Source organism: Rhodococcus sp. C26F (genome assembly GCF_053345925.1).
The window spans coordinates 28911-44056 of record NZ_JBKFBA010000010.1; the positions used below are offsets into that span (position 1 = coordinate 28911).

12 protein-coding genes are annotated in these 15146 nt (G+C 66.2%); 6 read left to right on the forward strand and 6 right to left on the reverse strand.

Annotated features, from left to right (window positions below; all coding sequences use genetic code 11):
• Positions 1-27 precede the first annotated feature (27 nt).
• The 4 genes from ACLBYD_RS13510 to ACLBYD_RS13525 all read right to left on the reverse strand — a co-directional run bounded on the left by ACLBYD_RS13510 (position 28) and on the right by ACLBYD_RS13525 (position 4951).
• Complete coding sequence (locus ACLBYD_RS13510; protein ID WP_447816841.1) at positions 28-648, reverse strand: TetR/AcrR family transcriptional regulator; 621 nt, start codon at positions 646-648, stop codon at positions 28-30.
• Between the two features lie 115 nt (positions 649-763).
• Positions 764-2305, reverse strand: coding sequence for an acyl-CoA synthetase (locus ACLBYD_RS13515; RefSeq protein WP_447816842.1), 1542 nt, complete (start codon positions 2303-2305; stop codon positions 764-766).
• 24 nt (positions 2306-2329) lie between these two features.
• Positions 2330-3676, reverse strand: coding sequence for an MFS transporter (locus ACLBYD_RS13520; protein WP_447816843.1), 1347 nt, complete (start codon positions 3674-3676; stop codon positions 2330-2332).
• A 273-nt stretch (positions 3677-3949) separates the two neighbouring features.
• Positions 3950-4951, reverse strand: coding sequence for an AraC family transcriptional regulator (locus ACLBYD_RS13525; RefSeq protein ID WP_447816844.1), 1002 nt, complete (start codon positions 4949-4951; stop codon positions 3950-3952).
• Positions 4952-5071: 120 nt separating this feature from the next.
• On the opposite strand from ACLBYD_RS13525, the gene ACLBYD_RS13530 reads away from it, so the two are divergent.
• From ACLBYD_RS13530 to ACLBYD_RS13550, 5 genes are all read left to right on the forward strand, one after another.
• Positions 5072-6532, forward strand: a complete 1461-nt coding sequence (locus ACLBYD_RS13530) for an aldehyde dehydrogenase (RefSeq protein ID WP_447816845.1) — start codon at positions 5072-5074, stop codon at positions 6530-6532.
• Positions 6533-6605: 73 nt separating this feature from the next.
• On the forward strand, positions 6606-7418 hold the full coding sequence (locus ACLBYD_RS13535; protein ID WP_447816846.1) for a maleylpyruvate isomerase N-terminal domain-containing protein: 813 nt from the start codon (positions 6606-6608) through the stop codon (positions 7416-7418).
• Positions 7419-7469: 51 nt separating this feature from the next.
• On the forward strand, positions 7470-8306 hold the full coding sequence (locus tag ACLBYD_RS13540; protein WP_447816847.1) for an SDR family oxidoreductase: 837 nt from the start codon (positions 7470-7472) through the stop codon (positions 8304-8306).
• A 79-nt stretch (positions 8307-8385) separates the two neighbouring features.
• The gene (locus ACLBYD_RS13545) at positions 8386-9720 is read left to right on the forward strand and encodes a cytochrome P450 (RefSeq protein ID WP_447816848.1); all 1335 of its coding nucleotides are present in this window, start codon (positions 8386-8388) and stop codon (positions 9718-9720) included.
• A 360-nt stretch (positions 9721-10080) separates the two neighbouring features.
• Positions 10081-10803, forward strand: a complete 723-nt coding sequence (locus ACLBYD_RS13550; protein WP_060650268.1) for a M23 family metallopeptidase — start codon at positions 10081-10083, stop codon at positions 10801-10803.
• A gap of 99 nt (positions 10804-10902) precedes the next feature.
• Here the strand turns inward: ACLBYD_RS13550 and ACLBYD_RS13555 are convergent, their stop codons facing one another.
• Positions 10903-12873, reverse strand: coding sequence for a M13 family metallopeptidase (locus ACLBYD_RS13555; protein ID WP_447816849.1), 1971 nt, complete (start codon positions 12871-12873; stop codon positions 10903-10905).
• A 112-nt stretch (positions 12874-12985) separates the two neighbouring features.
• Here ACLBYD_RS13555 and ACLBYD_RS13560 point away from each other — a divergent pair, with 112 nt between their 5' ends.
• Positions 12986-14191, forward strand: coding sequence for a serine hydrolase domain-containing protein (locus ACLBYD_RS13560; RefSeq protein WP_447816850.1), 1206 nt, complete (start codon positions 12986-12988; stop codon positions 14189-14191).
• On the opposite strand, the gene ACLBYD_RS13565 is transcribed toward ACLBYD_RS13560, so the two are convergent.
• Positions 14192-15145 carry a protocatechuate dioxygenase gene (locus ACLBYD_RS13565; RefSeq protein WP_447816851.1) on the reverse strand — a complete coding sequence of 318 codons (954 nt, stop codon included), beginning with the start codon at positions 15143-15145 and terminating at the stop codon, positions 14192-14194.
• Between the last annotated feature and the right edge of the window lies 1 nt (position 15146).

The window sequence follows — 15146 nt, forward strand, 5'->3', positions numbered from 1 at the left end:
CGCAAAAGTAGACATTCGACGAACGAACTAGGAGAGGGAGTGCACGGGCTCCCTCTGCACCATCGCCAACGCGAGATCTGCGTATCGATGCGCCAACTCGTCGGGTGTCAGCGGTCCGTCGGCCCGCCACCACGTGCACACCGACTGACCCATGTTCACGATCGCGCGAACCGCGTCTCTCGGGTACCGCACGGCAAAAGCGCCCTCTTCGACGCCTCGGTCGATCACGTCACGGAACAGCCCTTCTTGTTCGTCCCGTAAGGCGACGATGAGCCGGCGTCCCGCCTCGTCGAGACTCCGCATCTCGGTTGCCCCTACCAGGGCGTCGAGCTGGCGGGTGGTGTGGAACATGACCCAGGCGCGTACCAGGGTCTGCAATTGGGCTTCGGGGGCCCCGCCCGCCCGCAGCAACGCACCTCGGGTCATCGAAATCGCGTCGTGCAACGCCCGGACCATGATGTCCTGCAGGATCTCCTGCTTGGACGCGAAATGGTGGTAGATCGAGGCCACGGTGATATCCGCCCCTCGCGCGATGTCGCGCATGGACGTTCCGTGGTACCCCCGCTCGTTCATGTGGCGCAGCGCCGAGTCGAGGATCGCCTGCCGACCGTTACCCGCACCCGCCGAATCCGACTTTGCTGCACACATGCTTGGATCCGTCCTTCCTGCCGAAATCGGTGTCAGCGTAGTCGTCCCCGCCGGCACCACCGGACGGACTCCGCCTTCGGCGTCGTCCGTCCGGACCCGGTCCGCGTGCAACTCCCTATGCCGGTGCTCGGGTGAAGTGCTCCTGCAAGGTTCGTTTCACCAGCTTGCCGGTAGGAGTGCGAGGCAGGTCGTCGGTGAAGACGATCCGGCGTGGGAGTTTGTACTTGGCGATGCGTTGTTGCAGGTAGGCGGCAAGTTCATCGGCGAGGGCCTCGTCGCCGACGACGCCGGAGCCGGGCTGCACCACCGCGGTGACGACCTCGCCCATCTCGGGGTCCGGCACTCCGATCACTCCCGCGTCGAGCACCTTCGGGTGTTCGACGAGAACATTCTCGATTTCCTGCGGATAGATGTTGACTCCACCCGAGATGATGAGAAACGAGCCTCGATCGGTCAGGAACAGGTAACCGTCCTCGTCGAGGTAACCGACATCCCCCGTCGTCGTCCAGGTGGGGTGATCCCGGTGCTGGGCGTCGCGCGTCTTCTCCGGGGCGTTGTGGTACTCGAACGGCAACGTCTCGCGCTCGAAATAGATGGTGCCGATCTCTCCGGCCGGCAGTTCCGACCCGTTCTCCCCGCAGATGTGAACGGCACCGAGAACAGGGCGCCCCACCGTTCCGGGCTTGCGCAGCCATTGTTCGGTGTCGACGAGCGTCAACCCGTTGAGTTCGGTGGAGGAGTAGTACTCCGACAGGATCGGGCCCCACCATTCGATCATCTGCCGTTTGACCTCGACCGGGCAGGGCGCTGCAGCGTGCACCGCAACCTGCAGACTCGACATGTCGTAGCGCTCTCGCACCTGCTCGGGAAGCTTGAGCATGCGCACGAACATGGTGGGCACCCACTGGCTGTAGGTGACCCGATATCGCTCGATGTACTCGAGTGCCCTCTCGGCGTCGAAGCGATCCATCACGACAACCGTGCCGCCGAGGGCCTGAACCGCGGCGCACGTACGCAGCGGTGCGGCGTGGTACAGCGGAGCGGGCGACAGATAGACGGTGTCGGAGTTCACGTTCCACACCTCGGCGTTCATCGCCGTCATCGTGTCACCGGGTTCGTGGACCTGGCGTTCGGGCAGTGCCGGTTTGATGCCCTTCGGTCGACCGGTGGTGCCGGACGAGTACAGCATGTCGGCCCCGCGCGGTTGGTCGTCGAGAGGTGCATCGGATTCGCCGGCCGCCGCGACGTCCAGGTCGGAGAATCCGGCAACTGCGCCTCCGAACGAGAGCCGGTGCGTCGTGGTCGGGATCAACGGCACCAAGGCGTCGGCGATCTCCGTCAATGCCGCGTCGACGACGACGGCCCTCGCTCCGCAGTCGGTGACGATGTATGCCGCTTCGGCAGGGGTGAGATGCCAATTCACCATGGTGATGTACAAGCCGGACCGCATGGCAGCCCAATAGATGTCGAACACGCGAAGGTTGTTGGTGGACAACACCGCCAGATGGTCTCCACGCCGCAGTCCCAGTGTCTTCAGGTGACGGGCGATGCGGATCGAACCGGAATCGAGTTCGGCGAAGGAGACCGTGTCGCCGGTGTCGGCCATGATCGCGGCCGGCTTGTTCGGTGTGGTGGTCAGATACGCACCGGGATACATCACTACTCCAAGGTTCGGGAAGGGTCAGCGGCGTCGGCGGGCGAGGGCAACCAGGCAGACGAGAGCGAACAATGCGAGCGCTACGTTCATCATGCCGACCCGCCAGAAGTTCGACACGTCGCCGTTGATCAACGCAACCATCGCCATGGGTGCCATGCCACCGAGGATTGCTGCGGCCTGATAGCCCAATGACGCTCCGGAATAGCGGATCTCGGGCGGGAAGAGTTCGGAGAACAACGCGGCCTGCGGACCGGTCTGGAACGACATGACCACGCACGAGACGATCAAGGCGACGGCCAACGGCCAGATGTTCTCCGGCGTGGAGGACCCGATGAGAAGCCACATCGGCACCGCCCACAGTCCCATACCGACGATGCCGATTCCGTAGATGAGCTTGCGCCCGTACAGATCCGACAGGTACGCGGTCAGGGGAACCATCGGCACGAGCACGCCGGCGGCGATCAGGATGATCGTCAGGACGTCGGAGCGCGCGATGCCGAGGTCGGTGGTCGCCACCTGCACCGAGCCGGTGATGGTGATGTAGAACATGACGATACCGACGAGGTAGGTGCCTCCGGCCATGAGGACCGTGCCACTGTTGTGCCGTAGGACCTCGAGGATGGGGGAGCGGCGCTGCGCCGGCGCTTGCGCGAGTTTGGCTTCCACTTGCTGGAACTCGGGGGTTTCCTCGAGGTAGCGATGGATCACGAATGCCACGACGAGCATGAAGAGGCTGATCCAGAACGGCACCCGCCATCCCCACGAGGTGAATGCTTCGGGAGAGACCGCCCAGGCCATCACGAGGAAGATGGCATTTCCCACGACCACACCGATCGGGATGCCGAGCTGGGCGAAGCTGCCGTAGAAGCCGCGGCGGTTTGCGGGAGCGTACTCGGTGGCCAGTAGAACTGCGCCACCCCACTGGGCTCCGACCGCCAAGCCCTGGCAGATACGCAGGAGTACGAGCATCGCCGGTGCGAGCCATGCGATCGAGGTGTTCGGCACGAATCCGATCAGTGTCGTCGCGACACCCATGATCAGAATGGCGGCTACCAGAACGGGCTTGCGACCGTATTTGTCACCGAAGTGGCCCGAGACGATTCCACCGATCGGACGAGCGATGAATCCGACGGCGACCGTCGCGAACGAGTTGAGTGCTGCGGCCACTTCACTGTCGGTGGCGAAGAACGTGGTGTTGAACACCAGCGCCGCGGCAGTGGCGTAGATGAAGAAGTCGTACCACTCGAGGGAGGTCGACACCGCGGCAGCGAAAGCAGCCTTGCGGGCGGGTCGGCGTGACTGGAGACGCGCAGCGTGCACGGACTCGTCGAGAGGCGCGTCCTTCGCTCGGGGACCCGAATGGGTAGCCATGGAGGCCCTTCCTGTCGGAGATTATTGCCAAGCGATCGTTCGGTCGGCTTCCGAGACATTATGTGACCCACGGCACCGCGTCAACCTCTTGCCCGATCGCTCCGGCGCGTTGCTCCGTCGACGATTCTTCTTTTGCTACTGGGAAATAGGCTGCGCTGTGTCGATATCGTTCCGGGATCGACGAAAAGGGCCGAATCGAACAGGGACGTCAGGCGAACATTCGTTTGCCTGCAGATGAGTATCCTGCCGCTGGGCGGCAAGGGCCCGGAGCCGCTACGGCGTGATGGTCAGCTCGCGCCGTTTACCCAGCGGGGTGGCCCCGAACCATCGCCGGCAACTCCGGGTCAGTGTGCTCTGCTCGGAGTATCCGAGTTGCTGGGCGATCGTCGCCAGCGGGACGGAGCGGTTCGCGAGCAATCCGAGCGCGATCTCCCGGCGGGTCTCGTCGACGAGGTGTTCGAAGGTGGTACCCGATTCTGCCAGGCGGCGTTGAAGGGCGCGCGGATGCATCATCATCAGTTCGGCAACCTCCCCGAGGGTCGCTGCCCCGGCCGGTAACGCTCGCACGACGACAGAAGACACCACGTCGGGAAAGGAGGTGGCCCGGTCGCGGCCGGCCATGAAGCGGATGGCGATGTCGTGTGCCAGCGGGTCGATGCCGGGAGGTCGCCGCTGCAGGAGTCCGCGCGGGAAGAGCAGCAGGTTGGCAGGTGCGTCGAACTCCACGGGACAGTCGAAATACTCGCGGTAGACCTCGGGTCGGGCGATCGCAGGGTGGGTGAACGCGACCCGCGTGACCGGGAAGTCGTCTCCTCCGAGCATCCGGAATGTGGACAGGGTGACGCCGAGTGCCAGTTCGGCGAGGTGATCGCGATAGGGGAGGCGCCGCGGCAGGGTCCGGAATTCGTAGGCGACGTCGGTGCCGTTCACCCGGAGGTGTGTCGTCATGGCCGGGCTGTAGACATGGGTGAAGTCGGTGACCTCGCGGAGTGCGTCGCCGAGGGTTTCCGCATTCCTCGCGACGATGGCCAGCGGACCGAGGATATCGGGGCTCTGGCGCGCGGCGAGGCGGAGGGCGAAATCGGGTGCCGCGAACTCACGCGCGCACAGCCCGAGCAGTGTTCCCAACGAACTGAACGGGACGAATTGATCGTGCATACCCACCGCTGTCGGGTCGATTCCGACCCGTTCGAAGATATCGGCAGGATCGCCACCCAGTTCGCCGATGAGTTCGGGGGCCTGGGTGAGTGAGGATGCGCTGATCAGGTCAGCCATGTGTCGAAATGTAAAAAAAATGTCGTGAGATGTCAATCTTCACCCGAATGCTCGATGTGACGATAGGCACACGCGGAAACCCGAGTGGACCGCACTGAACATCTTCCTCGAGGAGAATTGATGTCCACCACTACATTCGATGCGGTTCGCACGTCGTTCTTCATCGGCGGGGGCTGGCGGAGTCCGTCCGGATCGGCCTCGATCCCGGTGATCTCCCCGCTGACGGAACAGCTGATCGGGAGCGTTCCCGAAGCTTCCGAAGCCGACGTGGATGCTGCCGTGAACGCAGCGGTCGACGCGTTCCGCGGCACCGAATGGCGCACCTCGAGTCACGCCGAGCGCGCCGTGTACCTCCACAGGTTCGCGGATGCACTCGAGGCTCGCGCCGAGGTGCGTGCCACGACCGTCACGCGCGAGAACGGGATGCCTATCGAACTCGCCCGGTTCGCCGAGGGCGCGGCTCCCGTTCAATTGCTCCGCTACTACGCCGACCTCATCGAGACGGCGGCTCCCGAGGAGCGCCGAGCCAGTCGGCCGATACCCGGTACGACGGTGGTGCGTCGCGATCCGATCGGCGTGGTAGCCGCGATCGCTCCATGGAACTTTCCCGCCGTCCTCTCGATGTTCAAGATCGCTCCGGCTCTTGCTGCCGGCTGCACGGTCGTGCTCAAACCGTCGCCCGAAACCAGCCTGGACTCCTACATTCTCGCGGAAGCCGCCCTCGAGGCAGGCCTACCACCCGGTGTTCTCAACATCGTCAACGGCGGTGCCGACCTCGGTCGATATCTGGTGTCCCATCCCGGAATCGACAAGGTTGCCTTCACCGGTTCGACCGCCGCGGGTCGGCACATCGGCCGGACGTGTGGCGAGATGATTCGTCCGGTCACGCTCGAACTCGGAGGCAAGTCCGCCGCCATAGTCCTCGACGATGCCGACGTGGAGCGGACCGTGACGGGTCTTGCTACTGCGTCGCTGCTCAATTCCGGACAGACCTGTTACATGTCGACGAGGGTCCTGGTCCCCCGGAACATGTATTCGACGTACCTCGATGCCGTCACGGCCATGGCGTCCGGCCTTGTGGTGGGCGACCCACTCGATCCGAAAACCTATGTCGGACCGCTCGTCAGCGACCGTCAACGTCAGCGAGTGCTCTCCTTCATCGAGCAGGGCCGTGCCGAAGGTGGCACCATCACCACCGGCGGCGGCCGACCCGATGACATCGGTCGAGGCTTCTTCGTCTCGCCCACCGTGTTCGGCGGCGTCGACAACGCCGCCACAATCGCCAGAGAAGAGATCTTCGGCCCCGTCCTCGCGGTCCTGTCCTACGACTCCGTCGACGACGCAATTGCTTTGGCGAACGACTCCGACTACGGACTCGGCGGCACCGTATGGACCACCGACGACGACCGTGGACTCGACGTCGCACGACGGGTCGATACCGGCTCCTTCGGCGTCAACACCTTCAACCTCGACTGGGGCTCCCCGTTCGGCGGCGTCAAAGCCAGCGGCATCGGACGTGAGCTCGGACCCGAGGGCCTCGCCTCGTATCAGCGGACCAAGTCGATCTTCCTGGCCTCCTGATCCGGTCGCCCGGTGAACATCCCCGCACACCGGACCTTTCAGCCCTGTCGATCAACCGAAAGGTATGTTGCGCATGTCCGAACCCGGCGTAGTCGCCGCACGCGCACTCTCCGATGTCACTCTCGAAATGCTCCCCGAGCTCACGGCGGACGATTGGGCCGCCGACAGTGCCTGTCACGGATGGCGTATCCACGACGTCATCGGCCACATGGGCTTCTTCTTCAACTTCATCGCCGATCCCGATCTCGTCCTGCCCGACAACCCGAGCGGAACGAGTGAACGGCTCAACGATGCCGCCGTCCGCGAGCGTGCCGACTGGCCCACATCGAGAGTGATCGACTACTACCGCGAACAGTCGGCTGCCGGACTGGCTGCACTCGAGGTACTGCAGACCCCGGGAACAAGGGATGTACCGGTAAACATGCTCGACCTCGGCACCTATCGTCTTGCACAGCTCAGCGACGCAGTAGCTTTCGATCACCTCGTGCACCTCACCTCGGACATCCTGGCACCGAACGGCCCGCTGCCCGGCGAACGGCTCGTCGGCGGCTCGTTCGACGCCACCACTGTCCTCGGCCCCGCCATCGACTGGATGATCGCAGGTCTCCCGCAGATGTGCGGAAGGAATGTCCGCTCGGTGCTGAGACGGCCCGTCGGTCTCGCGCTGGTAGGACCGATCGAGCGTCGCTTCGTCATCGATGTCGATATGGACAGCGAGTCGGTTGTCGTCACCGAAACCGACGACCTTCCCGACGACGTGGCCACTTCGGACGCCCTCGACTTCCTACGCTGGGGCACCGTCCGCTCTGCCTGGCGGTCGGCCGTCGACATCTCCGGCGACCGTGAACATCTCGGCGCGGTCCTCGACGTCGTCGACATCGTGTGATCTGCCGCTCCGACTCTCCCCAACCGAATACCCATCCATCGAGGAGTTTCCGTGTCCCCATACCTCCAGGACAAAGTCATCATCGTCACCGGAGCCGGTAGTGGCTTCGGCAAGCTCATCTCCGAAAAGTGCGCGGCGGGCGGCGCGAAGGTTGTCGGCGTCGATGTCAACGCCCCAGCGCTTGCAGAGGTGTTCGACGGTATCCTCGCCGCCGGGCATCAGGGCAGCTACCAGGTTGCGGACGTGACCGACTACGAGCAGGTCGCAGCAGCGGCCCGTCATGCCGTGGACAGCTATGGAGCGATCGATGTACTCGTGAACAACGCCGGCGTCATGCCGCTGGCGTACTTTTCCGATCACGAACAAGCATTGCCCAAGTGGGACAAGGCGATCGACATCAACATCAAAGGTGTCGTCCACGGCATCTCGGCCGTCTACGACCAGATGATCTCGCAAGGACGCGGACAGGTCGTGAACATATCGTCGATCTACGGCAACGCAGGAATTGCAGGGTCGGGTGTGTACAGTGCCACCAAGGCCGCCGTCACCGTCCTGTCGGATTCCCTGCGGATCGAATCCAAGGGCAAGATCAAGGTGACGACGGTCAAGCCGACCGGGATCACCGGTACGAACCTGGCTAGCTGGATCGTCAACGATTCCGCGATCTTCGGTCTCGTCGGGCATCGCGCCGAGCAGTACGCCGGCCATGTCACGGACCTGATGGAAGGAACGCTCGCGCCCGAACTGTCCGACGTCGACTCCGTCGAGTACTGGCTCATCCAGCCCGATGACCTCGCAAACGCCGTGGTGCACGTCATCGACCAACCCTGGGGCATCAGTCTGTCCGACGTCACCGTGCGCGCGAGCGGTGAGGACTACTTGTACTGAACCAGGTACTCCCGGCGTTTGAAAACGGTCGTGAGGGGGATTCTCCATAGGTCCTGTCCCCTCGACGTCGGGAGCGCCTGTGCCTGCAACGACCGCGACCGTTTCGCCCACCGACGCCGCTCGGCTCCTCGGACAGGTGGCCGTGCCGTTCGTGGCGGTGGGACCGATCGCTCGTCGGCGTTGGGCGATGAAGTTGCTCGAGAAGAACCAGTCCGATGCCGGCGTGGTCCGCCTGGTCGCCGATCTACGGAAGCGGCACGGTGACGGACCGGTGGTCGTGCCGATCCCCGGCCGCACCCTCGCGATCGTCCTGACACCCGAGGATGTGGACCGGATCCTGCGCACCGACACGGCGTCGTTCACTGCGGCCAACAAGGAGAAGGTGGCCGCACTCAGCCCGTTCCAGCCCAACGGTGTGCTCATCTCCCGAGGGGACATCCGCGCCCAGCGACGCGCGTTCAACGAGTCGGTCCTCGAACCGGAACACGCCCTGCACCGTCTCGCGGCCGAGTGGGTTCCCGTGATCGAGCAGGAGGCGCAGAATCTGCTCGAGCACGCGAGGTCGCGCGGTGAACTCGACGCTCCTGATTTCGTGAAGACCTGGTGGCGCCTCGTTCGGCGACTCGCGTTCGGCGACGCCGCCCGCGACGACGAGAGCATCACCGACCAGTTGTGGACGCTGCGCTCGAACGGGAACTGGTCGTTCGCGCATCCGCTCCGGCACCGCCTGCGCGATCGGTTCACCCAGAACCTGCACCGTCATGTCACGGCGGCTCCGTCCGAGAGTCTGGCCGGGGTGGTCCGGGACCTCGCAGCGCCGGCGTCCGTCGACCCGATCGGGCAGATGCCGCACTGGTTGTTCGCGTTCGACGCCGCAGGCATGGTCAGCGCCCGAACCCTGGCGGTGTTGTCGACCCATTCCGAGCAGCGTCTGCGCGTCGAGTCGGAATTGTCGGGAACCGAAGCCGGGACACCGCAGGTCTACGAGTACCTGCGGGCCTGCGTGCTGGACACGACCCGGCTGTGGCCGACCACTCCGGTGATCCTCCGGGACTCCGTGGAAGAGACCACGTGGAGCGACGGTGCGGGTGGTACCTCCGCGATTCCCGCCGGTACGGGCTTCGTGATCCTGTCCTCGGCCTTCCACCGCTCCGACGACCTGCCGTTCGCCGACACCTTCGAACCCGAGATCTGGCTCGACGGCCGCGCCGAGCGCTATCCCGCGCTCGTGCCGTTCAGCGCCGGACCGACGGTGTGCCCCGGGCGCAGCATCGTGCTGTTCGCGGCGAGCACCTTCCTTGCGACTCTGCTCCGGTCCGCCGAGTTCACCGTGGTGTCGGATATGAAGCCGGATCCGGCGCGTCCGCTGCCCGCGACGTTCGACAATTTCGGTCTGCGTTTCGCGGTGCGGTAGGACCCTCTCGGCTGGGCCCGCGATACCGCCTCCATACCCCATCGGAGACCGTTTCCCCGTTATCCGATGGCGTGACGTCACTCACTGTTTACCCCGGTTTTGCGTCCAACGCGTGAGGTCGATGGTGTCGATGTGATTCGTGTAGGGCAAATCGGGCGCCTTTTGTCCGATACCGGTCGGTTTGGAGTCGAGCCGACACGCTGAGGTCGTCAAAGGTAGAAGTACTCTGTGATGGAATCGTGACCCTTTCGTTACCGAGGGCCTGTCCCAGAGGAAACTGCTGTGATCCGAAATCCTGAATCCACCCACACCCGAGAAGCCACCGATCTGCGCCGGCGCGCAACCCGCGCCGGCAGGTGGATGGCAGTCGCGGTCCTCGCGAGCGCCGTCACCGTCGGCGGAACTACGGTCGCGAACGCTGCAGGCGACCGGGTCCGCGTCGAGTCCGCCACCGCATGGACGGGCGCCGGGGAGAACCTCTCGACCGCACCGCAGGTGCTGAAGGTCGCCGGTGTCGACGCATCGCACTACACCGAGAAGCTGAACCGCGCCGCCGAGCGGGAAGCACAGCGTGTCGCCGAGGCGATCGCTGCCCAGGAGGCAGCACAGCGTGCCGAGGCCGAGCGGATCGCCCGCGAGGCCGCCGAGCAGGCCGCTCGTGAGGAGGCCGCGCGTCGCCCCGCGCTCGCCTTCCCCGCTGCAGGAACGCTGACGTCCGGCTTCGGCCCGCGTTGGGGGACCAACCACAACGGTATCGACGTCGCCAATTCGATCGGCACGCCCATCGTCTCCGTCACCGACGGCGTCGTGATCGAATCCGGTCCGGCCTCGGGCTTCGGCCTGTGGGTGCGCATCGCGCAGGACGACGGCACGACCGGCGTCTACGGCCACATCGATCAGTCCCTCGTCTCGGTCGGCCAGCACGTCCGCGCCGGTGAGCAGATCGCCACGATGGGCAACCGCGGCCAGTCCACCGGCCCGCACCTGCACTACGAGGTGTGGCAGCCGGGCGGCGCCAAGGTCGACCCCATCCCGTGGTTCCACGCGCGCGGCGTTCCGGTGCCGAGCTCGCACCTCGGCTGATCCGGTAGGCGACAGCCCGAGAACGGCCCTCGAAACGAACGCCCCCGAAACGACCACTGCCCCGACGCTGTCCGCGTCGGGGCAGTGTCGTGCGTGGAGTTACCAGATGCGCACGCGCTCCGAAGGATCGAGATACAGCCTGTCGCCCTCGTCGACGCCGAACGCGTCGTAGAACGCGTCGATGTTGCGGATCACGCCGTTGCAGCGGAACTCCGGCGGCGAGTGCGGGTCGACGGCGAGGCGTCGTGACGCCTCTTCGTCACGAACCTTCGTACGCCACACCTGCGCCCACCCGAAGAACACGCGCTGCAGTCCGGTCAGGCCGTCGATGACGGGCGCGGGCTTGCCGTCGAGCGCGATCTCGTAGGCCTTCAACGCGATCGACAGGCCACCGAGGTCACCGATGTTCTCGCCGATCGTGAAGCTGCCGTTGACGCGCTGTCCGGGAAGGGCTTTCGGCTCGAACTCGTCGTACTGCGCGATGAGGGCCGCGGTGCGCTTGCCGAACTCTTCGCGGTCCGAATCGGTCCACCAGTTCTCCAGATTGCCGTCGCCGTCGTACTTCGCGCCCTGGTCGTCGAAGCCGTGGCCGATCTCGTGCCCGATGACCGCGCCGATACCGCCGTAGTTCGCGGCGTCGTCGGCATGCAGGTCGAAGAACGGAGGCTGGAGAATCGCGGCGGGGAAGACGATCTCGTTCATCCCCGGGTTGTAGTAGGCGTTGACCGTCTGCGGCGTCATGAACCACTCGCCGCGATCGACCGGACCACCGAGCTTGCCGAGATCGCGGTCGTACTCCGCGGCGTAGCCGCTGCGGTAGTTGCCCACCACGTCGTCCGCGGTGATCGTCACGGCGGAGTAGTCGCGCCAGGTGTCGGGATAGCCGACCTTGGGCGTGAACTTCTCGAGCTTGCGCAGCGCGGCTTCGCGCGTGGCCGGGCTCATCCATTCGAGGTCGGTGATGGACTGCCGGTACGCCTCGGTGAGGTTGTCGACGAGCACCTGCATGCGGGTCTTCGCCTCGGCGGGGAAGTGCCGTTCGACGTAGAGCTTGCCGACGGCCTCGCCGAGCAGGTCCTGCACGAGCGACACGCCGCGCTTCCAGCGGTCGCGGATCTCCTGCGTGCCGGTGAGCGTGCGGCCGTAGAACGCGAAGTTCTCGTCCACGAACGCCTCGGACAGATACGGAGCCCGCGCGCGCAGCACCCGCCACACCGCCCAGGCCTTCCAGTCGTCGAGGTCCTCGTCGGCCCACAGCGTCGCGAACGTCTCGAGGAAGCTCGGCTGACGGACCACGATCTCCGCCCACTGTTCGGTGGTCGCGCCGGTCGCGGCGATCCATCCGGTCCAGTCGAATTGCGGAAGATCGGTGAGCAGCGAGTCGAGGGTGAGCAGGTTGTAGCTCAGGTCGGCGTCGCGACGCTTGACGACGTCCCAGTGCCCGGCGGCCACCTTCGTCTCGAGCGCGACCACCTTCGCCGCGTCGTAGGGCAGGTCGGCGAGGGCGAACATCCGGCCGATGTGGGCGGTGTACTGGCCGCGGATCTCGGCGTAGCGGTCCTCGCGGTAGTACGACTCGTCGGGCAGCCCGAGCCCACCCTGCGAGACATGCACGAGATACCGCTCGGAGTTCTTCGAATCGGTGTCGACGTAGTGGGCGAGCGCGCCCGTCACGCCGGCGCGCTGCAACCGGCCCAGCACCGCCGCGAGCGCGGCGCGGTCGGCAGCTCCCGAGACCGCCCCGAGTTCCTCGCGGATCGGATCGAGACCGGCGGCCTCGATCGTCGCGGTGTCCATGAACGAGGTGTAGAGGTCGCCGATCTTCTGGGCGTCGGTGCCCGCCTCGGCGCCGGAGGCCGCGGCTTCTTCGATGATGGTCCGCACGTCGACCTCGGCCTTGTCGGCGAGCGTGCGGAAGGCTCCGTCGAGCGCGCGGTCGGCGGGAATCTCGTGTTCGGCGAGCCATCGGCCGTTCACGTGTTCGAAGAGGTCGTCCTGGGGGCGGACCCGTTCGTCGACGTGTCCGAGATCGATGCCGGAGCGAATCTCCGAGTTCTGCGCGAGGGTCATGCTCCCCATCCTTACACCGGATGGGCAGGTCGTGCAGACACCTGCGGACCGGACCGCCGTGGAAGTGGGAGAACGCCCTCGGGAGCGTTTACATACTCCTAACATCGCCCTCATGACCGAAGGTTCCACGATGGAGCCGCCCGCGGCGACCCCGTCGACACAGATGCTGGTCGATCCCCGCTTCATGCCTGTCGCGGATCTGTTCTTCCGGATGTTCTACAAGCCGAGCCAGGGCGGCGGTGCTCTCGCCTGCTACCTGCACGGCGAACCCGTCCTCGACATCTGGGCGGGCTGGGCCGCGCGCGACAAGCGGTGGACCCGCGACACCGTCGTGCTGTCGTTCTCCACCGGCAAGGGGGTGGCCAGCACGGTGGTGCACCGCCTCGCCGAGCGTGGCCTGCTCGACTACGACGCGGCCGTGGCCGAGTACTGGCCGGAGTTCGCCGCGGCCGGCAAGGAGACGATCACGCTGCGACAGCTCATGTCGCACCGCGCCGGACTGCACAAGTCGCGCGGTCTCGTGCCCGGCCGGGAGGGACTGCTCGACTCCGAGGCGGTGGCCGCCGCGCTCGCCGCCTCACCGCCCGATCCACGCCGCTTCCACGGGCCCGGTTATCACGCCGTCACCTACGGCAACCTGGTCGCCGAGGTCGCGTCACGTGTGTCCGGGGCGCCCTTCCAGGAACTCGTGCGCACCGAGATCGCCGAGCCGCTCGGCACGGACGAGTTCTGGTACCACGTGCCCGAGGACCAGCGGCACCGCATCGCCCGGGTGTTCCCCAAGGTCAACTTCCTGCCGGCACCGTGGACGACGGCGTCGGCGGTGCTGTCGCGCGCGCCGGGCGTGCGGGGGCTCGCCGAGGCGGGCATGGCGGAGGGCTTCGACGAGTTGATGCGCAGTCCGTCCGCGCACGACGCCGTCATGCCGGGATGGAACGGTGTGTTCACCGCTCGGGCCCTGGCCCGCATGTACGCGGCGATCGCGAACGGCGGAGCGATCGACGGTGCCCGCCTGTTGAAGGAGGACACCGTCGACCAGTTGCTCGAAGTGCAGACCCGGCGACGCGACTACGTCCTCGGCATCCGGCCCAACTGGCGGCTGGGTTACCACCCCGGATGGGTCGCCCTGAGGCAGCAGCCGCTGCGGTCGGTCGGCCACTACGGCTTCGGCGGCTCGGGAGCGTTCGCCGACCCGGAGACCGGACTGTCGGTCGCGTTCGTCACCAACCGCATGGGCAACACCTTCACCACGATCTCCGACGGCCGGTTCCCGAGGCTCGGCGCCGCGGCGGTGACGGCCGCGCGTCGAGCAGGGTGATCAGACGTCGACACCCACGTTGACCGCGGCGAGGACCCGGTCGCCCTGACGTGCGGTGACCGTCGTCCCCGTCGGGTCGTGGATCGAGTCGGTGTCGTTGCGAGTGTCGCGGCCGCTGTGCTCGGTGTACGGCTCGACCGTCGAGAAGATCTCGTCGGTGAGCGCGTCGTCGAAGTACAGCTGCGTGGTGAGCACCGTCGACCGGTCGATGTGTACTTTCAGGTGGATGTGCACGGTGCGGCCGCGGTACCAGCCGGGATAGATGGTGTCGAAGAAGACGATGCCGTCGGCGTTCGTCACCTGCGCACCGCGCAGGTAGGTGCCGTCGTCGGTGGTCGTGGCCTCCACGTCCCCCGAGCTGTACGAGCCGTCGGACGTCTCGCCACCGCCCGGTGCTCCCGGCGCCCCGGGAGGTGGGCCCATCCCGGCGGGCGGCTGCATGCCTTCCGGTGGTGTCATCCCCTCGGGTGGACGCCCACCGGCCGCCGGAACCGGGCCACCCGGGAAGGCCGTGCCCGATTCGAAGCCCGAGTACTCGCCCCCGGCGTCGCAGTGCCAGATCTCGACGACGGCGTTCGAGACCGGAGCCGCGGACCCACCGGGATCGCAGTTCGCGAGATCCTGCACCCGCACCGCCAGCGTGAGGGGAAGGCCGGGCCGGTCCTCGACGATGTCGCGGCGGATGGAGTCGACGTCGAACCAGTACGGTCCCTGCGTCACCTCGGCGCTCATCACACAGCTCGGTGCATCGCCCAGCATCGCGACGAGCTGCGCGTCGATGCCGGTCGCGGCGGGTGTCGTGGTCGTCGATGCGGTGCCGGTCGTCGCGGTGGTGGTCGATTCGTCCGTGCCGCACGCCGCCGCGATCAGGCCACCCAGGCCGATCGTTCCGCCGAGCGCCAACGCCCGTCGGCGGCTGACACGTCTGCGGCTCGCCTCGACGTCCTCGTTCATG

Coding starts and splice junctions, on each gene's coding strand:
- ACLBYD_RS13510 (WP_447816841.1), bottom strand. CDS start 648: ATGTGTGCAGCAAAGTCGGATTCGGCGGGTGCGGGTAACGGTCGGCAG.
- ACLBYD_RS13515 (WP_447816842.1), bottom strand. CDS start 2,305: ATGTATCCCGGTGCGTATCTGACCACCACACCGAACAAGCCGGCCGCG.
- ACLBYD_RS13520 (WP_447816843.1), bottom strand. CDS start 3,676: ATGGCTACCCATTCGGGTCCCCGAGCGAAGGACGCGCCTCTCGACGAG.
- ACLBYD_RS13525 (WP_447816844.1), bottom strand. CDS start 4,951: ATGGCTGACCTGATCAGCGCATCCTCACTCACCCAGGCCCCCGAACTC.
- ACLBYD_RS13530 (WP_447816845.1), top strand. CDS start 5,072: ATGTCCACCACTACATTCGATGCGGTTCGCACGTCGTTCTTCATCGGC.
- ACLBYD_RS13535 (WP_447816846.1), top strand. CDS start 6,606: ATGTCCGAACCCGGCGTAGTCGCCGCACGCGCACTCTCCGATGTCACT.
- ACLBYD_RS13550 (WP_060650268.1), top strand. CDS start 10,081: ATGGCAGTCGCGGTCCTCGCGAGCGCCGTCACCGTCGGCGGAACTACG.
- ACLBYD_RS13555 (WP_447816849.1), bottom strand. CDS start 12,873: ATGACCCTCGCGCAGAACTCGGAGATTCGCTCCGGCATCGATCTCGGA.
- ACLBYD_RS13560 (WP_447816850.1), top strand. CDS start 12,986: ATGACCGAAGGTTCCACGATGGAGCCGCCCGCGGCGACCCCGTCGACA.
- ACLBYD_RS13565 (WP_447816851.1), bottom strand. CDS start 15,145: ATGAACGAGGACGTCGAGGCGAGCCGCAGACGTGTCAGCCGCCGACGG.